The 20081-nt window shown below is 42.4% G+C and carries 10 protein-coding genes, 2 tRNA genes and 3 rRNA genes; 10 read left to right on the forward strand and 5 right to left on the reverse strand.

Translation table 11 applies throughout. The annotated features are described in order from the left end of the window. The first annotated feature begins 112 nt into the window (after window positions 1-112). Complete coding sequence (trpE, locus tag ACPZ3T_RS09155; protein WP_490275417.1) at window positions 113-1627, forward strand: anthranilate synthase component I; 1515 nt, start codon at window positions 113-115, stop codon at window positions 1625-1627. Window positions 1628-1774: 147 nt separating this feature from the next. On the opposite strand, the gene ACPZ3T_RS09160 is transcribed toward trpE, so the two are convergent. Beyond that, entirely contained in the window at window positions 1775-2752 is a 978-nt protein-coding gene (locus tag ACPZ3T_RS09160) for a ferredoxin family protein (protein WP_490275419.1), read from the reverse strand. A 924-nt stretch (window positions 2753-3676) separates the two neighbouring features. Between ACPZ3T_RS09160 and ACPZ3T_RS09165 the strand changes: the two genes are divergently transcribed. Beyond that, the gene (locus tag ACPZ3T_RS09165; RefSeq protein WP_490275421.1) at window positions 3677-4639 is read left to right on the forward strand and encodes an ROK family protein; all 963 of its coding nucleotides are present in this window, start codon (window positions 3677-3679) and stop codon (window positions 4637-4639) included. A 17-nt stretch (window positions 4640-4656) separates the two neighbouring features. On the opposite strand, the gene ACPZ3T_RS09170 is transcribed toward ACPZ3T_RS09165, so the two are convergent. Both ACPZ3T_RS09170 and glyQ read right to left on the reverse strand, forming a co-directional pair. Further along, window positions 4657-7023 carry a ComEC/Rec2 family competence protein gene (locus ACPZ3T_RS09170; RefSeq protein WP_490275423.1) on the reverse strand — a complete coding sequence of 789 codons (2367 nt, stop codon included), beginning with the start codon at window positions 7021-7023 and terminating at the stop codon, window positions 4657-4659. A gap of 181 nt (window positions 7024-7204) precedes the next feature. Beyond that, entirely contained in the window at window positions 7205-8101 is an 897-nt protein-coding gene (gene glyQ, locus ACPZ3T_RS09175) for a glycine--tRNA ligase subunit alpha (protein ID WP_490275425.1), read from the reverse strand. 315 nt (window positions 8102-8416) lie between these two features. Here glyQ and ACPZ3T_RS09180 point away from each other — a divergent pair. The 5 genes from ACPZ3T_RS09180 to rrf all read left to right on the forward strand — a co-directional run bounded on the left by ACPZ3T_RS09180 (window position 8417) and on the right by rrf (window position 13483). Further along, window positions 8417-9904 (forward strand): 16S ribosomal RNA (locus tag ACPZ3T_RS09180). A 146-nt stretch (window positions 9905-10050) separates the two neighbouring features. Further along, window positions 10051-10124: transfer RNA gene (locus tag ACPZ3T_RS09185), tRNA-Ile, on the forward strand. 86 nt (window positions 10125-10210) lie between these two features. Next, window positions 10211-10283, forward strand: a tRNA-Ala gene (locus tag ACPZ3T_RS09190). A gap of 160 nt (window positions 10284-10443) precedes the next feature. After that, window positions 10444-13268, forward strand: a 23S ribosomal RNA gene (locus ACPZ3T_RS09195). A 97-nt stretch (window positions 13269-13365) separates the two neighbouring features. Next, window positions 13366-13483: ribosomal RNA gene (gene rrf / locus ACPZ3T_RS09200) — 5S ribosomal RNA — on the forward strand. The 16S, 23S and 5S rRNA genes sit together here with 2 tRNA genes alongside, the layout of an rRNA operon. Before the next feature lie 137 nt (window positions 13484-13620). Here the strand turns inward: rrf and pirA are convergent. Continuing rightward, window positions 13621-13776, reverse strand: coding sequence for an arginine synthesis PII-interacting regulator PirA (gene pirA / locus ACPZ3T_RS09205; protein WP_490275427.1), 156 nt, complete (start codon window positions 13774-13776; stop codon window positions 13621-13623). A gap of 113 nt (window positions 13777-13889) precedes the next feature. Between pirA and ACPZ3T_RS09210 the strand changes: the two genes are divergently transcribed. From ACPZ3T_RS09210 to ACPZ3T_RS09220, 3 genes are all read left to right on the forward strand, one after another. Further along, window positions 13890-14714 (forward strand): SAM hydrolase/SAM-dependent halogenase family protein, encoded by an 825-nt coding sequence (locus tag ACPZ3T_RS09210; RefSeq protein WP_490275429.1) that lies wholly within the window; start codon window positions 13890-13892, stop codon window positions 14712-14714. 80 nt (window positions 14715-14794) lie between these two features. Next, entirely contained in the window at window positions 14795-15451 is a 657-nt protein-coding gene (locus tag ACPZ3T_RS09215; protein WP_490275431.1) for a DUF2301 domain-containing membrane protein, read from the forward strand. Then, on the forward strand, window positions 15451-16155 hold the full coding sequence (locus tag ACPZ3T_RS09220) for a YdcF family protein (protein ID WP_490275433.1): 705 nt from the start codon (window positions 15451-15453) through the stop codon (window positions 16153-16155). Before ACPZ3T_RS09215 ends, ACPZ3T_RS09220 begins: the two co-directional genes overlap by 1 nt. 142 nt (window positions 16156-16297) lie before the next feature. Here ACPZ3T_RS09220 and ACPZ3T_RS09225 read toward each other — a convergent pair whose 3' ends face one another. Further along, on the reverse strand, window positions 16298-20029 hold the full coding sequence (locus ACPZ3T_RS09225; RefSeq protein WP_490275435.1) for a HEAT repeat domain-containing protein: 3732 nt from the start codon (window positions 20027-20029) through the stop codon (window positions 16298-16300). Window positions 20030-20081: the final 52 nt, after the last annotated feature.

Here is a 20081-nt window from a genome sequence, read left to right on the forward strand (position 1 = left end):
AGCAAAGGAGCAGAGGAGCAGAGGAAAATATTATCTTCTATATCCCCTGCCCCCTGCCCCCTGCCCCCTGCCCCAGTCTCCAATCCCCACTCCCCAATCCCCAAGAATGCCTATGATTTTCCCCGATTTCTCCAAATTTTCTCAGCTAGCTCTTCAAGGTAATTTTGTCCCCGTGTATCAAGAATGGGTAGCCGATTTAGATACGCCTGTTTCTGCTTGGTACAAGGTTTGTGCTGGACAACCCTACAGCTTTTTGTTGGAATCGGTGGAAGGTGGGGAAAAAATCGGGCGTTATAGTTTAGTGGGTTGTGATCCTCTATGGATTTTAGAAGCCAGGGGTGACTCTACCACCCAAATTCATCGTGATGGTTCTCAGGTAGTATTTACAGGCGACCCGTTTACAGCTTTAGCAAACTGTCTTGATCCTTTTAAGCCAGTCAAATTACCAGAACTACCGCCAGGAATTGGGGGATTATTTGGCTTTTGGGGCTATGAGTTAATTCGTTGGATTGAACCCCGTGTACCAGTACATCCCCAAGATGAACGCAACATCCCTGATGGGTTGTGGATGCAGGTAGACCACTTATTGATATTTGACCAAGTAAAGCGAAAAATTTGGGCGATCGCCTATGCTGATTTACGTGACCCCCAAGTAGATTTAAAATTAGCCTATCAACAAGCCTGCGATCGCGTCACCCAGATGGTAAGCAAGTTATCTTTACCTCTATCGCCACAAAAAACCATCTTGGAATGGACACCCCCTACTCAAGCCAAAGTCGCCGACGCGCCAGAATATAGCAGCAATTTCACCCCTGCTGACTTTTGCGCCAGCGTCGAAAAGGCTAAAGAATACATCAAAGCAGGAGATATTTTTCAAGTCGTTATTTCTCAACGCCTCTCGACACAATACACAGGCGATCCTTTCTCCTTGTACCGTTCCCTGCGTCAAATTAATCCTTCGCCTTACATGGCGTATTTTCACTTCCAAGACTGGCAAATTATTGGTTCTAGTCCCGAAGTCATGGTGAAAGCTGAACGGGATGCAGAAGGGCAAATTGTCGCCACTGTGCGCCCTATTGCGGGGACGCGTCCAAGGGGTAAAACAACTCAGGAAGATTTAGCTTTAGCCGCAGATTTATTACAAGATCCCAAAGAAATCGCCGAACACGTCATGCTAGTAGACTTAGGACGGAATGACTTAGGGCGGGTTTGTGAAAGTGGTAGCGTCACAGTTGATGAATTAATGGTAGTTGAGCGTTATTCCCATGTGATGCACATTGTCAGTAATGTGGTGGGTAAATTAGCACCCCATAAAACCGCTTGGGATTTATTAAAAGCTTGTTTCCCGGCTGGCACAGTTAGCGGCGCGCCTAAAATTCGGGCGATGGAAATTATCAATGAATTAGAACCAACTCGCCGGGGTGTATATTCAGGAGTCTATGGTTATTATGATTTTGAAGGGCAATTAAATACTGCGATCGCAATTCGCACTATGGTAGTTAGAGATCACACAGTCACTGTACAAGCTGGTGCAGGTTTAGTAGCTGATTCTGAACCAGAAAAAGAATACGAAGAAACTTTAAATAAAGCTAGAGGGCTACTCGTAGCAATTCGTTGTTTACGCTGAATTGAGCCTCAACTCCTTATAGCTTTTCCTCGTCTACTGAGGTACAAATCTCTGCGTACCTCTGCGCTTGACTCCGCGCCCCTCTGCGTTTCAAGATATGATCTTTATCTAGAGACGCGATAAATCGCATCTCTAATTTTGAATAGTTTACTTGCTAAAAGTCAGCGCATTCTCAGCTACTAAACAGAGATTAGCCACAGTATATTTGATAATTACTGAACTTTTGGTAGCATTACAAGAACTCTTCACTTTCACCGTCTTTGTATTATCCTTAATCAATTTAGCTTGGTAAGTGTATAGAGAATCATCTTTGGTTGTAAAAGTTAACTCACCCAAAATTGTATTATTGTCTAAACTTTGCTCCAAAATTTTGCCTGCTACTTGATAGTGAAACCAATTCCATCCATTAGTTAACATTAAATCTCTTTCTAAAACTTGCAGTGCAGCCGGCAAGATTCCCCAACCTCTATAAACTTCCTTCAAAACTTGAATATCTCCAGTTCGTGTCAAAATTGCCCGAAATGAATGCTCATCTAAACGCCCATAGTATCTGCCTTCTGGTAAATCTATAGCTGTGGGTGCAAATCGATGCCCACCAAAATGACTTGATCTCCAAACTCGGACATTTTCTAAGTTAAATTTAGCAATAATATCTTTAGCATAAAAATAAAAAGGATTGCCATATCTGGCGCAACATTTATCATAACTACCGTGGGTACATATTAAAATATCCCGATTCACATCAGATGCAATTTCATAATCAGGCATTTTACCCGATAACCATTTTTTGACGACTGATGCTACCTGCTCAATATGTGGTAATTGAAATTCATGCTTGATATATCCACAACTCAATCCTGCTTGTTTTTCATAAATTAACAAAGTTGTATGTTCTACTTTGTGGGTTAAATCATTCGCAATTAACAGAAATCTAATTGGTAGTTTCGCCTGATTTACTTCTTCTACCAACAACTTTAAATTAGTCGGTACCCATTTGGAGTTAAAAGCATTTGATATCCAAGGTAAAGGACATTCTACAAGAATATAAGTTTGGTAGTTAGTAGCACTACCAATCACATCTTCTCCTAGTTCACGCGTAGAATCAGAACAAAAAAAACTATCCATTAATCTCTACTGAATGACGGTATTTATAGACAATATTTTCAAGTCAAAATTTGTAGTTAAAACTACAATTTGCGGTATTTTGCATTAATTTTTTAACCCAGGTAGCCACTTTATAGCATTGTTTCCCAGAAACGTCTTCTCTATTAAGAAAAATTCTAGAATAGCTGTAGAAAACTTTTTCACTTGATCTACTAAAAACACCTGATTCTCTAGTCTTTAGAAACTTTTTATCTAACATACGGACTAAAATTTTTAACTAAATCCTTGCTACAAAATGTCATCAACTGCGTATTTACAGCAGATTCGATGTTTATGAGTTACAGCAACTGATTGAAAAAAGTAATGAATTTATTACTCATTTTTTAATTTTGCTTTTAACCACCTCCCATTAACAGTATTTTGCAAACTTTTATCTCTATCAAAAACTTATTGCTAAATATTCTCAATAAAATTGTAAAAAAACATCAATCATAGGCAGGAGGTTGTACTATATATTTTGTATAAATATTTATCTCCTCAGCTAAGTTATGACTAACGCTGTGAGTGCTTATTTATGCTGGAACTGTCTACATGACAGGTTATCCTACTCAATTTCTGCAACTTTGAAATTCATCAGCCGACAGAAATAGATAGACTTTTTGCTCACTCATTCTGACTTTTGCAAGTTAAATGATTTTAGAGACACTTAATATCAACTTAACTGAAATTGGATATTAATGCAAGTTTTTCTTAAATTTTTTGCTGTTTCCCTAGAGAATCTGAATTGTCGATGCTCCTTAAATCAAGCCTTACAGACAATTTGATTGAAAAATTACCTCTAAGATTAGCTATTGAAAATATCAATCCAATCAATAATTATTATCAATAGTATATCTACCAATAGTCTAGTTTTTACCTACACTATTTCAAACCAAGTGAAAAACTATGAAAGCAATCTTAGCCTTAGATTTTGGTGGTACTAAGCTAGCAGCAGCTGTCGTGAATGCTGGATGTAAAGAATGGTTGCGTTATGAACGCTGCTTGTCTCCAAACAATGCCGATGCTAACACAGACTTAGAAATCATGCGATCGCTGATTGATTCTCTGTTACAAGATGTAACTCCCTCAGCCATTGGTGTCAGTTTCGGGGGGCCAGTAGATGCCACTACAGGAACAGTCAGACTTTCTCATCACGTTCCTGGTTGGGAAAATATTCCTCTGCAAGATTTACTAGAACAGGAGTTTGGTGTACCCACAAGTGTAGATAACGATGCCAATGTGGCCGCTTTAGGCGAACACCGTTTTGGTGCTGGTCAAGGATATGATAGTCTGTTGTACATTACCGTTAGCACTGGTGTAGGCGGTGGTTGGATACTTAACAATCAACCCTGGCGCGGTGCTGTAAGTATGGCTGGTAAAATTGGTCACATGGTTGTACAACCCACTGGGCCTATATGTTTGTGTGGTAAGCGGGGATGCGTGGAACGTTTAGCATCAGGGCCTTATATGGCACAAAATGCTAGGGAGATTTTAGCAAATCCACAACAATCCCAAAGTGGAGAAATCCTCAGAAATTTGATCAACGATAACTTAAATTTACTGACCGGTCAGCTAATTAGTGAAGCTGCCGCCAAAGGAGATAATTTAGCTCAAGCTATTTTACAGCAGTCGGCTTGGGCTTTGGGTGTGGCCATTGGCAATGTAGCTAATTTAATTAATCCCCAACTATTTGTTTTAGGTGGCAGCGTTACCAAAGCAGGTGAAACTTGGTGGAATGTAGTACAAAAAATGGCGAAAGATACAGCTTTACCAGAAGTTACCTTTGAAATTGTTCCCGCAGCTTTAGGAGATGATGCACCATTATGGGGTGCTGTAGCCTTGGCTGAACAAATTGGCAACAGAGACTAGAAAATTACAACTAATGACTATATTGCAGAAGATTTATTTTCTCCTACCTGAATAAATGATTCAAATTCTCCTTTGGGTGTCCATTGAATAGCACCATCTTGGGCTGTTAAAAAGATTTTAGTGGAAGTCTTATTAAGTTCAGCTAAAGTGGTAGAGTCAATATTGCCAGTAGATGCGATCGCTACTTGTGGTTTTAATGCGGTAACTAAATCCTTTAACGCGTCAGGCTGACACCACAGTACTTGGGGATTTTGCCAACCACCAGCTTTCATAATTCTTAACACTTCTGGGGATTTAACATCTCCTACTAATAACCAACTTTGTCCTAAAATCTGCAATTGTATAATTGGTTGTTCGTTGATTAATTGTGCAATAGTATTACCAGTATTGATAGTTTGTCCAACAGTCAAAACTTGATATATGCCTTGATGTCTTTGTACCTCTTGTTGAATTGTTTGATTAGTAATAATATTTTCTTTACCAATGCTATAAGCATAGAAATTTTTAATTGGTAATTGCTGTAAAATTTCTAGCCAAGCATCATTACTATTACTTTGAAAATCAGTAGCGATCGCCCAATCAATTGTATTCACACCTTGTTGTTTTAAAAATGGTACAATCGTGAAACGTCCTGTACCCTCATCACCGCTATTAATTACAGTAACTTTACCTTGATCTTGAATGACTAAAACTGGTTCATTCTTAGCTTCTAACACAGTTATCCTCATTAATGTACTGGCTGAATGCCAAGCCGGGAAAACTACTAAGCCGAAGATCATGAAGCTGGCAAACCACCACCTTTGTCGCCACCAACGCACTAACCAAACCAATAATATAACTATATAAATAGTCAATAATTGCCAAATCGATATACTACCGACAGCCAAAGAATTTCCAGGTAATTCGCTAAAAAATTCAACTAATTTAATCAATCCAATCGTTGGGTAATGCAATAAACTAGCCAAAGCACTGCCAATTTCTGGAAACATTAAGCCAGCGATCGCGCTAATAATTCCCCCAATACTTATAATTGAGATCAACGGTGTCGTAATAATATTCAGCAGCAAACTGTAAGCAGGCACAACTCCAAACACAAACAGTTGCACAGGTAAAGTCCAAATCGTAGCAGCCAAAGGCACAGAAATCAGAGAAGCGATCGCTGATGGTAGCCAATCTAAGCGATTAATAATAGCAGGTACTGTTACAACCAATCCCAAGGTTGCTAAAAAACTCAACTGAAAACCTAAATCCCAAATCCATAAAGGATTAACTATTAACAACACAGTTGCAGCTAATAACAGTGAACCTAACTGCTTTACCTTCCTATTTAATGCCAACCCCACCAACGCCGCAAAACCCATAATCACGGCTCTTAATACCGACGGTTGGAAGCCTGTTAAACAGACAAAAATAATTAAAGCCAGGGAACTCAGGGTTACTTGGGTAGCTTTTTTTGCTCCCTTGGTTAGCTGCAAAACCACACTCAAAATCAAAGAAGTTTGAAATCCTGAAGCCGCCAACGCATGAGCTAATCCAGCTTTGACAAATAAATCACGGATATCATAAGGTAAATCAACCGCTTTGCCACCTAATACCATTGCACTCACAAGTGTCCCCTCTGGAATATCTAACCATCGAACTTGCGATCGCACAATTCTATCCCGAATTTGCCACCATCCCCATTGCCGAGCTTCATCCACAACATTGATTTGCCGTCCCATTAAACCAGCAAATGCTCCTTCTTGCTTCAGGAATTTCTGAAAGTCAAAAGCACCTGGGTTAGATGCACCTTTCGGCTTGTACAACACCCCAGTTACTTCAATTTGTTGTTGAGGATGTAATCCTGTAATTTGAAGTATAGGTACTGTCACATACAACTTACCTGTTACACCTTTTTGGGTATTTTCCTCAGATTTTTCTTTTTTACCCGGATTTTTGACTTGATCTAGTTGCGATACATCTAACCAAAACTGTCCCCGTTGACTGCGGGTAACACGAGGATTACTCGTAATTTCGCCACGCACAATGACTAGCTGTTCTTGACTATTGCTATTCATTGCTGGGACGAATTGACTAATATCATTACTAGCTGGTTGTGGTACTCGCCATTGCAAATAAAAACTTGCCACAAATCCTACTAAACCAGCTAGTAACCACACTTGCGGTTGAGCAGTAGTCTTCCAAATATTGGGTGTTACTTTGACTTTATTTGAAGACACTTGTGATGTCTGCGAAACCGCCGATGCTTTGGTATAACCCTGTTTCGATAAAATTGCACCTACCATTCCTAAAGGTACAATCCATACTCCACCCCCTGGCACTGCTGTGAATAGCAATCCCAAAATATAGGCAAGGCAAATAATTACACCACTAGTCTGAATCATAGAACTTGTCTTCCCAACACCCAATAAACGGAATTAATTGACAGCCAACTTAAAAATAGCTAGTTTAATTCGTCTTGCTTTTGGTGAAGTATAGTTCATTAAGGTTGAGTTCAGCCCGAAATTTTCATAACAAAACCCGCTTGTGCGGGTTCAATAAAAATGCTTAAAGATTTCACAGCATTCACAAGGCTGGCTTCACCACACGTTGTAAATTTTTCAACAACGGAAAACCCAATCTCTCCCTTTGCTCAACATATAAATGAGCAACCTTCCGAGCCAAATGGCGAATCCTAGCGATATACCGTGTTCTCTCAGTCACAGATATTACACCTCTGGCATCCAGCAAGTTGAATGTATGGGAACACTTCATAATATAGTCTAGGCTAGGCAATACTAATCCTTTCTCTGTTAACTGAGTAGCTTCCTGCTCATACAAGTTAAACAGCGTCAACAGTAACTCAGGATTAGATGCTTCAAAATTATAGGTACTCTGCTCAATCTCATTTTGCAGAAAAATATCACCATAACTAATATTGTCTGTCCAATGGATCTTAGTAATTGCCTCCACTTCCTGGAGATACATCGCCAACCGTTCTAAACCGTATGTAATCTCAATGGATACCGGACGGCAATCAATACCGCCACACTGCTGGAAGTAAGTAAACTGAGTAATTTCCATCCCATCTAACCAAACTTCCCAACCAGTACCCCAAGCTCCCACAGTGGCATCTTCCCAATTATCTTCCACAAAGCGAATATCGTGATCTTCTGGTCTGATTCCTAGCGATCGCAACGAATCCAGATAAATTTCTTGGATATTATCTGGCGACGGCTTAATTAAAACTTGGTACTGATAATAATGCTGGAAACGATTCGGATTCTCACCATAGCGTCCATCTGTAGGACGACGACACGGCTCAACATAGGCAACAGCCCAAGGCTCAGGACCTAAAGCCCTTAAAAACGTATGGGGATTTTTTGTCCCTGCTCCCTTCTCAATATCGTAAGGTTGGGCGATCAAGCAACCACGCTCAGACCAAAATTGATGAAGTGTAGAGATAACAGATTGAAAATTCACGAGATAGACTCCCAAGTCAGGAAAGTGCATAGACTATTGTTGCCTAGAAAGCCTGACAGTGGGGAGTTAGGAGCAGAAGAAAAAAGAGACAAAAAAAGTTAGAGGAAAGAGTTGACAATCCCAAGAGGGTTAGCTATATTGAATAAGTGCCTGAGAGACGAGCGCGACGAAGCGCAGTCCGGGACGACCGAACCTTGAAAAAATTATAGTTTGAAAGCCAGAAAAAAACAACTAGCCTGCGTCAAGAAAAATACAACACCAGGCTGAGGTGTAAAAAGAGCAGCCAAAGAAAGAGCTAAACAAACGATTCTATACAAAACGGAGAGTTTGATCCTGGCTCAGGATGAACGCTGGCGGTATGCTTAACACATGCAAGTCGAACGGAATCTTAGGATTTAGTGGCGGACGGGTGAGTAACGCGTGAGAATCTAGCTCTAGGTCGGGGACAACCACTGGAAACGGTGGCTAATACCGGATGTGCCGGAAGGTGAAAGATTTATTGCCTAGAGATGAGCTCGCGTCTGATTAGCTAGTTGGTGTGGTAAGAGCGCACCAAGGCGACGATCAGTAGCTGGTCTGAGAGGATGATCAGCCACACTGGGACTGAGACACGGCCCAGACTCCTACGGGAGGCAGCAGTGGGGAATTTTCCGCAATGGGCGAAAGCCTGACGGAGCAATACCGCGTGAGGGAGGAAGGCTCTTGGGTTGTAAACCTCTTTTCTCAAGGAATAAGTTCTGAAGGTACTTGAGGAATAAGCATCGGCTAACTCCGTGCCAGCAGCCGCGGTAATACGGAGGATGCAAGCGTTATCCGGAATGATTGGGCGTAAAGGGTCCGCAGGTGGCACTGAAAGTCTGCTGTTAAAGAGTGAGGCTCAACCTCATAAGAGCAGTGGAAACTACAGAGCTAGAGTGCGTTCGGGGTAGCAGGAATTCCTGGTGTAGCGGTGAAATGCGTAGAGATCAGGAAGAACACCGGTGGCGAAAGCGTGCTACTAGGCCGTAACTGACACTGAGGGACGAAAGCTAGGGGAGCGAATGGGATTAGATACCCCAGTAGTCCTAGCCGTAAACGATGGATACTAGGCGTGGCTTGTATCGACCCGAGCCGTGCCGGAGCTAACGCGTTAAGTATCCCGCCTGGGGAGTACGCACGCAAGTGTGAAACTCAAAGGAATTGACGGGGGCCCGCACAAGCGGTGGAGTATGTGGTTTAATTCGATGCAACGCGAAGAACCTTACCAAGACTTGACATGTTGCGAATTTCCCTGAAAGGGGAAAGTGCCTTAGGGAGCGCAAACACAGGTGGTGCATGGCTGTCGTCAGCTCGTGTCGTGAGATGTTGGGTTAAGTCCCGCAACGAGCGCAACCCTCGTTTTTAGTTGCCAGCATTAAGTTGGGCACTCTAGAGAGACTGCCGGTGACAAACCGGAGGAAGGTGGGGATGACGTCAAGTCAGCATGCCCCTTACGTCTTGGGCTACACACGTACTACAATGCTACGAACAAAGGGCAGCGACACAGCGATGTGAAGCAAATCCATGAAATCGTAGCTCAGTTCAGATCGAAGGCTGCAACTCGCCTTCGTGAAGGAGGAATCGCTAGTAATTGCAGGTCAGCATACTGCAGTGAATTCGTTCCCGGGCCTTGTACACACCGCCCGTCACACCATGGAAGCTGGTCACGCCCGAAGTCATTACCTCAACTCTTCGGAGAGGGGGATGCCTAAGGTAGGACTGGTGACTGGGGTGAAGTCGTAACAAGGTAGCCGTACCGGAAGGTGTGGCTGGATCACCTCCTTTTTAGGGAGACCTACCCAAATCAGAAATCGAAAGCCAAAAGCCAAAAGCCAAAAGCCGAAGCAAAAAGCAAATAGAGACTGAGATGGTCTACTCTAGGTCGGTCGCAGAGGTTGAATAGGCTTTCAAACTAATAATGAGGTTCGTATGGGCTATTAGCTCAGGTGGTTAGAGCGCACCCCTGATAAGGGTGAGGTCCCTGGTTCGAGTCCAGGATGGCCCACCTGAAGAATTTTAGATTGCCGATTTTAGATTTTAGATTGTATTGTTCAATCGAAAATCGCAAATCCAAAATCGAAAATTCGGTTGGGGGGTTTAGCTCAGTTGGTAGAGCGCCTGCTTTGCAAGCAGGATGTCAGCGGTTCGAGTCCGCTAACCTCCACATGAAAAGAAAGAGGAAAAGTCAGCAACTAACGGAAGTTAGACTGCTGGGTAAATCCAGCCAGAACCTTGAAAACTGCATAGAAACGCGATTATAGCAGGCAGACACAAGAATCTTCAAGAAAAATTCGAGTGTTTGCGGATAGAAACCAATGTAAAGTGGTCAAGCTAATAAGAGCGAACGGTGGATACCTAGGCACACAGAGGCGAAGAAGGACGTGGTTACCGACGAAAAGCTCCGGGGAGTTGGAAGCAAACATAGAGCCGGAGATATCCGAATGGGGAAACCCTAAATACTACCTGTTGAATATATAGACAGGAAAGAGCCAACCCAGCGAACTGAAACATCTTAGTAGCTGGAGGAAAAGAAATCAAAAGAGATTCCCTAAGTAGTGGTGAGCGAAAGGGGAAAAGCCTAAACCAAAGGATATATCTTTTGGGGTAGAGGGACAACGATATCGAATCTAGAGGTTAGACGAAGCAGCTAAATACTGCACCAGAGGAGGTGAAAGTCCTGTAGTCGAAAACTTAAGGATAGTAGTTGAATCCCGAGTAGCATGGGGCACGAGGAATCCCATGTGAATCAGCGAGGACCATCTCGTAAGGCTAAATACTACTGTGTGACCGATAGAGAACAAGTACCGCGAGGGAAAGGTGAAAAGAACCCCGGAAGGGGAGTGAAATAGAACATGAAACCGTGAGCTTACAAGCAGTGGGAGTCCGATTAAACGGATGACCGCGTGCCTGTTGAAGAATGAGCCGGCGAGTTATAGGTACTGGTAGGTTAAAGCGGTGTAGCTGGAGCCAAAGGGAAACCGAGTCTGAAGAGGGCGATAATCAGTATTTATAGACCCGAACCCTGGTGATCTAACCATGTCCAGGATGAAGCTTGGGTAAAACCAAGTGGAGGTCCGAACCGACCGATGTTGAAAAATCGGCGGATGAGGTGTGGTTAGGGGTGAAATGCCAATCGAACCAGGAGCTAGCTGGTTCTCCCCGAAATGTGTTGAGGCGCAGCGGTAATGAATATATCTAGGGGGTAAAGCACTGTTTCGGTGCGGGCTGGGAGACCGGTACCAAATCGAGACAAACTCAGAATACCTAGAGAACACATTGCCAGTGAGACAGTGGGGGATAAGCTTCATTGTCAAGAGGGAAACAGCCCAGACCACCAGCTAAGGTCCCCAAATCATCGCTAAGTGAGAAAGGAGGTGAGACTGCAAAGACAACTAGGAGGTTTGCCTAGAAGCAGCCACCCTTGAAAGAGTGCGTAATAGCTCACTAGTCAAGCGGTCTTGCGCCGAAAATGAACGGGGCTAAGCGATGTACCGAAGCTGTGGGATTAACTAAACATTAATCGGTAGGGGAGCGTTCCGTGGTAGGAAGAAGCAGTAGCGGCGAGCAGCTGTGGACGAAACGGAAGTGAGAATGTCGGCTTGAGTAGCGCAAACATTGGTGAGAATCCAATGCCCCGAAACCCTAAGGGTTCCAGAGCCAGGTTCGTCCACTCTGGGTTAGTCGGGACCTAAGGCGAGGTCGAAAGGCGTAGTCGATGGACACAGGGTCAACAATCCCTGACTAATGTACTGGAGCATTGCTAGGGACGCATGAAAGATAGCCACACCCTGATTGGTTTGGGAGGAGTTTACGAACTCCGAGTGGGGAAGGATAGTGCCAAGAAAAGCTAGGAATGTGATGAAAGTAGATTACCCGTACCCGAAACCGACACAGGTAGGGAGGTTGAGAATACCAAGGGGCGCGAGATAACTCTCTCTAAGGAACTCGGCAAAATGGCCCCGTAACTTCGGAAGAAGGGGTGCCAGCGAGAGCTGGTCGCAGTGAAGAGATCCAGGCGACTGTTTACCAAAAACACAGGTCTCCGCGAACTCGAAAGAGGAAGTATGGGGGCTGACGCCTGCCCAGTGCCGGAAGGTTAAGGAAGTTGGTCAGTGGTAACATGAAGCTGACGACCGAAGCCCCGGTGAACGGCGGCCGTAACTATAACGGTCCTAAGGTAGCGAAATTCCTTGTCGGGTAAGTTCCGACCCGCACGAAAGGCGTAACGATCTGGATGGTGTCTCAGAGAGAGACTCGGCGAAATAGGAATGTCTGTGAAGATACGGACTGCCTGCACCTGGACAGAAAGACCCTATGAAGCTTTACTGTAGCCTGGAATTGTGTCCGGGCTTCGCTTGCGCAGGATAGGTGGGAGACGAAGAGATATTCCTTGTGGGGGATATGGAGTCAACGGTGAGATACCACTCTGGCGAAGCTAGGATTCTAACTTGCTACCGTTATCCGGTAGAAGGACAGTTTCAGGTGGGCAGTTTGACTGGGGCGGTCGCCTCCTAAAAGGTAACGGAGGCGCGCAAAGGTTCTCTCAGCACGCTTGGAAACCGTGCGGCGAGTGTAAAGGCATAAAGAGAGCTTGACTGCAAGACCGACAAGTCGAGCAGGTACGAAAGTAGGCCTTAGTGATCCGACGGCGCAGAATGGAATGGCCGTCGCTCAACGGATAAAAGTTACTCTAGGGATAACAGGCTGATCTCCCCCAAGAGTCCACATCGACGGGGAGGTTTGGCACCTCGATGTCGGCTCATCGCAACCTGGGGCGGAAGTACGTCCCAAGGGTTGGGCTGTTCGCCCATTAAAGCGGTACGTGAGCTGGGTTCAGAACGTCGTGAGACAGTTCGGTCCATATCCGGTGCAGGCGTAAGAACATTGAGAGGATTCCTCCTTAGTACGAGAGGACCGGGAGGAACGAACCGCTGGTGTACCAGTTATTGTACCAACAGTAGACGCTGGGTAGCCAAGTTCGGAGCGGATAACCGCTGAAAGCATCTAAGTGGGAAGCCCACCTCAAGATGAGTGTTCTCACTACGAAAAGTAGGTAAGGTCACGGGCAGAACACCCGTTCATAGGCTCTAAGTGGAAGTGCAGTAATGTATGTAGCTGAGGAGTCCTAACAGACCGAGGGCTTGACCTCATAATCATTGGCAATTCGCGTTTCTTGCAGTCTTCAGGGTTTCTGAATGGGTGACAGTTGTTTGATAACTGATAACTGCTCACTGTTCACTGTCTTTCCTGGTGCTTATGGCGCGGTGGAACCACACTGATCCCTTCCCGAACTCAGAGGTGAAACGCTGCTGCGGCTACGATAGTTGGAGGGTTGCCTCCTGCCACAATCGCTCAGTGCCAGGTTTTTATTTTATAAATTTAACCCCTTCATATTAATTTATGGAGGGGTTAAATTTTTGGAGATTTCAATTCCAGAATAATAGAAAACCCGCCTAGGCGGGATTACACACAACAACACTATGAACAATGAAAAATTGACCTTAGCTAAAATACTTCAGTTCAGCTTCTAATTGCCGAATTAGCCTTTGATCACCATTAGCTTTAGCTACTTCTAAGCGATGCTCGATGTTTCTTTGAATATTTTGTTTGTGTACTTCCTTAGACGCACTCATGGCTCTGAGCCTATTTTGTCCCATAGTGGTTAACCTCTGTAATTTTTTTCTTTATATCTGTTATTACTAACATAGCACAAATTTCGTAGTCTTTGTTACAGAAATTTTTAATTTAATATACATTTACCTTGATTCTTATGTTGCAAAATCTGGTAAATCACCCACTTTTGACCCTGTTAAGCGATTTTGGCGATCGCGATGTTTATGTGGCGGTAATGAAAGGGGTGATTGCCCAAATCAACCCAAAGTTGCAGATGGTGGATTTGATGCACCATGTTCCAGCCCAAAATATTGCTGTGGCGAGGTTTTGTTTGATGAATGCTTGTCCCTATTTCCCCCCAGGAACAGTACATCTAGGAGTGGTAGATCCAGGGGTGGGGAGTCAAAGAAAGGCGATCGCTGTACAATTTGCAGGAGGGTTTTTGGTAGGGCCTGATAATGGCTTATTTAGTGGTGTATTGGCACAAAATCCAGCTATTGCAGCCGTTGAACTCACTAATCCCCAATATTGGAGAACTCCTCAGCCTAGCAAGACTTTCCACGGTAGAGATATTTTTGCACCTGTGGCGGCTCATCTGGCTAGTGGTGTTGCACTACAACAACTAGGACAAGCAATTGATCCAGCTAACTTAGTAAAAATTAACGTTAACCAGTGCGATGAAACAACAACTGGTGTTGTGGGCTGTATTCAATATATAGATCACTTTGGCAACTTAGTGAGTAATATTCCAGAGAGTTATGTGCATGGGAAAAAATGGTGTGTGCAAGTTCAGGGCGTAATGATTCTAGGCTGTCAAACTTACAGTGATGTTGCGGTTGGGGAGGTGACGGCTTTAGTGGGGAGTCATGGCTGGGTAGAAATTGCTATTAATGGGGGTAATGCACATTTGCAGATGCAAATTAATTTGTATCACACATTGGAAGTTGTTTTTTTGGATAACTACCAGAATAGTTATTCCTAGTTGCTCATAGTACAATTGGCCTGTCAGCTAATAGTCTTGGCTGATGTTTGGAAAAATGAAAACTGGATTTTGATTGTTCTATGACTACGCCAACAGTGTCACAACCAGAAGTTTATCAAGGTCAGTTTGGGGAGTTTACAATTACTCAAAGCGATCGCACAGGTGTAATTATCTATCGTGCTGGGTTAATGGTAGCTGCATTGAGCTTTGCGATCGCCAGTGCTTTAGTATTGTTTAACCATCAATTAAGTTTTATTCCAGCACTTACCCCTTTGTATACTTGCTTTAGTTTAGCTCTGGGTGTGAGTTTATTAACAATCCATATTTATATGGCATCGTTGCATAGATTATTGCAAGTATTTTGGTTGATTGGTAGTATTTCTGCATTGGTCATAGGGCATTATGATAGTCAACCCTTGGCGATTACCGTTTACAATCAACCACTAACCTTATTTGGTGTGGGGTTTACCTTCGCTGCTTTGACAGGAATTTATTTTAAAGAAGCATTTTGCTTTAATCGTCCAGAAACTAAAGTTTTAACGGTCATAGTCCCTCTGCTATTATTAGGGCATTTATTTGGGATTTTACCTATTCAAGCCGAACAATTTTTGCTAGCAACTTGGGCAATTTTATTTTTAGCATTTGCTGTGCGTAAAGCAATACAAGCAATTCCTCCTGATATTGGTGACAAGTCTGTGTTTAGTTATTTAAAACACAAGTCATCGGTCAGCGTTTAATGCTCAGAAAACATCGTTTATCTAAAAAACACTCGAAAATTAGGTTATTTAAGCGTCAAGAAGTTTGGATACCCACCTGGCAAGGGTGGGTATTTACACTGTCTTTAATTGTATATTTAATATTATTCACTATCACTAATTTGCATCCATTCCTGGCTGTGAATACGCCACTGAAATCAGCAGACGCATTAGTGATAGAAGGCTGGATACCAGATTATGCGATTCAACAAGCTGTAAATGAATTTAATTCTAGTAGTTATCAAATGATTATTACTACTGGGGGTAATTTAGAAAAAGGCACATATCTAACTGGATACAAGAATTTTGCAGAAGTTGCAGCAGCTACTTTACGAAAGATTGGTGTGGATGCAGACAAGATATTGGCGATTCCTACACCGCCAGTTTTAAAGGACAGAAGCTATATATCTGGAATCGAAGTACGCAAGTGGATTGCTCAATCAAAATTGGGGATTAAATCTATTAATCTTGTGTCTTGGGACGCTCATGCTCGTAGGAGTTGGCTAATTTTTCAAAAAGTGCTTTCTCCAGAAATTAAGGTGGGTATAATTGCACCGGAAAGTCAAGGGTACAATCCTCAACAATGGTGGATTTATAGTGAAGGTGTCCGCACAGTAATTAATGAGTTAATTGCTTATATTTATGCTGTTTTATTCACTATCATCAGCACTATTCCTCCTCTATGATATTATTTTCTAGATACTGTAAGTAGAACGGTGTAAATAATTAAAGGTTTGTAGTAAGGACTTCAGTCCTTATGAGAGGACTAAAGTCCTTACTACGAACTAAATACATTTTTTTTACATTACTTCATATAGTTTGGTTTTTTCAAGTCGTTCTACTTAAACCCAACTCTAGGAGTTGTTTATGCAGAAACTCGCGCACTTGTTCATCTGGTTCGTGTTCGGCTCTGTCGCGTAATAGTGGTATTGTCTGGGGATAGTCAAGGTAATGTTCAATGATGATTTCTAGTGCTACTTGTCGGGGGTTATGTTGAAAGTTGTACTCACGGATAAAGGGATCATGAATAGCACAGTGGTAGAATACCTGAAATATTTCGGAGTTATCTGGAAACCCTTTAGCTAATTCTTGCAAAGCGGTTTGTCGGACATCTGCATACTTGTCAGAGGTAGCACGTTTGGTCAGGATGGAAAGGGTTTCAGAATCATGGGGAAATCCTGTAGCTAATTCTTGTAATGCGGCTTGGCGTACATCTGGATATTTCTCAGATTTAGCACATTTTTTGAGAATGGGGAGAGTATCGGGGTGATGATGGAAACCCCTGGCTAATTCTTGGAGAGCTGTTCGGCGTACAGATTCGTTATTATCAGTAATAGCCCGTTGTTTGAGGATGCTGAGGGTATCAGGGTCATTTTTGAAGTTTCTGGCTAATTCTTGCACTGCGGCGCGGCGAACATCGGAATAGGTATCAATAACGGCTCGTTGTTTGAGGATGATAGGTGTATCAGAATCATCTTTGAAGCTTTTTGCTAATTCTTGAACTGCGGCGCGGCGCACATATTTATCCTCGCTAACCGTGGCGTGGTGTTTCAACCAGGGGAGGGTATGGGGGTCATCTTTGAAGTTTCTGGCTAATTCTTGGACTGCGGTTTGGCGGACATCGGAATATTGGTCAGCGATCGCAGTTTGTTTCAAAATAGAGAGAGTATCTGGCTCATCTTTATAACCTTTGGCTAATTCTTGTACGGCTGCTTGTCGCACATATTCATTCTCGTCAGCTGTGACAGCTTGTTTGAGGATAGTTAAAATCTCAGGATCATCTTTAAAACCTTTGGCTAATTCCTGGATGACAGCTTGGCGCACCATCCAATCTTCACTGGTGGCGCATTTTTTCAACCAAGGGAGAACATTGGGGTCATCTTTGAAACCCCTAGCTAATTCTTGCACGGCAGCTTGGCGTACAGTCCCATATTGATCGACTGTGGCGCGTTTTTTCAGCCAAAATAAGGTACTGGGGTTATCTTTAAAACCCCTGGCTAATTCTTGAATTGCTACTTGTCTGACATATTCACTATGATCTGCGATCGCGCGTTTTTGGAGAATAGACAGGGTATCATGGTCATCTTTGAAACCCTTGGCTAATTCCTGTACAGCAGCTTGGCGCACAGTCCAATCATTATCGCTGGTGGCGTGTTGTTTCAACCAAGGGAGAGTATCAGGATCATCTTTAAAACCTCTGGCTAACTCTTGCAACGCTGCACGACGCACATAATCATTATTATCAGCTGTGGCTAATTGTTTGAGCCAAGGTAAAGTTTCTGGGTCATCTTTCCAAGTTGTCGCCACACAAACCACAGCTTTTGTGCGAATTTCTTGAACTAGCTGAGTTTCTTCTGCGTCTAAATAAGGTTGGTAATAATATTCCAAGTCATATTTAGTTAAAGCTTTAATTTTTTCCAGTAATTTTGTAGATACTGAAGCTACTAGCAGGCGATTTCTCACTTCTGCTAGACATTTAGCGGCTAAAAATAAGTTAATAAATTTTTCTTGTTCACCATTTTGAGCCATTAAGTAATCAATGATTTCACACACAAATCTCGGCTCAATCATACCAATAATTAAGCGTAATACCTCATGCCAAGTTTCATCTTGCCAGTGTTTACCAAATACCTCACAATTGAGTCCCTTAATCGATAAAACTTGAATTTCTTTAAACTGCCAGACAAATTCCCACGCACAAAAATATTCCAAAAAAGTGCGATGCACGAAAGCATAGTAATCTGCACCGACAAAACACAGCATAAAGTTGCGAATCCTGAGTTGATTCATCATTACTCTAGCAGCTTTTGTTGGTTGTTCAAATTCCAGATTTTTAAGATAACGAGTTAAGATTTTCTCTAAATCTTTGGCACTAATTAAATTACCGACTAAACCCTTAGCACTGGTTTGCATATGATAGGCAACTTGCCGTAACATCGCCTGTTTATCTTTATAATCAATGATTTTGGGATCTAGGCGAGAATCTTCTACTAAAGCCCTTTCTACATCCCATTGATGTAGTAGTACCCGTGATGCTTGCTCGTATAATGTGGCTCTATCTCTGGGTAATTCTTGGTTGCGGTTGAGAATTGCCATCATTGTTAATAATAGCGGATTTCCTGCTAATTCAGTGATGGCTTTTGAGGTATCAATTGCCCTTTGTAATCTTTCCTTTTTTCTTAATCTATCGAGGGGATCTTTAAAGTTTAGTTCATGCCAACGGTGAATAAAATCTTGGATTTGTTCTGCTTCTAACTCTTGAATCATGAAATGCCGAAATTCTGCATCCCGTAAACGTTGGGGTTTATAGCCAATTACACGAGAAGTCACAATGACTCTAACATTAGGATATTCGTTCGTAAAACGATGAATATCGGTGATCACATCATCGCGCTTGCCAATATCAAATACTTCATCTAAACCATCAAACATGACTAAAGCATTACCAGCTTTGAGTTGTTCGTGGAGTTTATTTTGATTGAGATGGTGAACTATACCACTACATTGATGAAAAAATTCTAAGAAGTTATGACATTCATGATTTTCGCGTCTGCGGATATAGGTACGTAACTCAATTAATAAGGGAATTGGTGAGGAAACTACATTATTCAGTGGTGTTTCTGCCCAATTTAAGGCTAAAAATTGCAATAATGTTGATTTACCCGATCCAGGATCTCCGAGAATAACTATATATTTATAAGTTTGGGTTTCGTTGATAATATCTAAGACGGAAGTAGTGGGTTGTGCAAAATAAATTTGCTTGTAGTATTCTAGAGTTTCTGAGGTAATTTCTTCATCTAGTTGTTTACTGTCTCGTAGTCGTTTGAGATGTTCTTTCGGTAGTTCGTGTACTTGGGGTAATACCTGATGCACTTCCCGGATTTGTTGAGGAATAAACATCCGCCATAACTTTAATTCGTTGTAGGCGTAACCAGTCGTGTCTAAACTATCTAATTTGAGATTACCGTAGCGTTCGCGTAGTCCCTCTTGGTATTTTTTCAGGTCAAAATCTGGCGTAATACCTTTAATTTCTAGTAGGTTATTGTTTAAGGATTCTAAATATTGGGAATCTAGAATGGGACGTAATTGATCTGATTCCCGAATAATGGCTTTGACTTTTTTAAGATAACGTTTCGCTAATCTTTCCCAATCGAATTGTTGGGGAAGACGAGGTAAATTCATTTCATGCCATGTATTAGCTAAAATTTTAGCATTTATGGTTTGACAATTGGGTTGAAAAGGTTCACCAAGAATTTGTTTGATAGATTTATTGGTGAGAAATTTCTTTAAAACTTGATTATATTTTTGCAGTTCTGTTTCATCTAAGTCTGCATCTTCTAATTCTTGCTGCATTAATTGCAAGAACTCTTTTAAGGCTTTCCCTGCCGCAATGTCGATATCTTCTGGTTGGAGTTGCTGTAAAATGTTGCTAGGAATACTTTTTAATAAGTCTTTCGCCCAGTCTTTGGCAGCATCTTTGGCTAATTCTTCAAAGATGGATTTAAAAGCAAATCCGACAGCTTGAGTTATACCCCAAACGGCTAACCAATCTAACATCATGTTTGTGTTGGTTGAGGTTTTGATTTTGAGTATATCTAAGAGATAAGGAAAT

It is taken from the genome of Aliinostoc maniaoense, assembly GCF_058172895.1.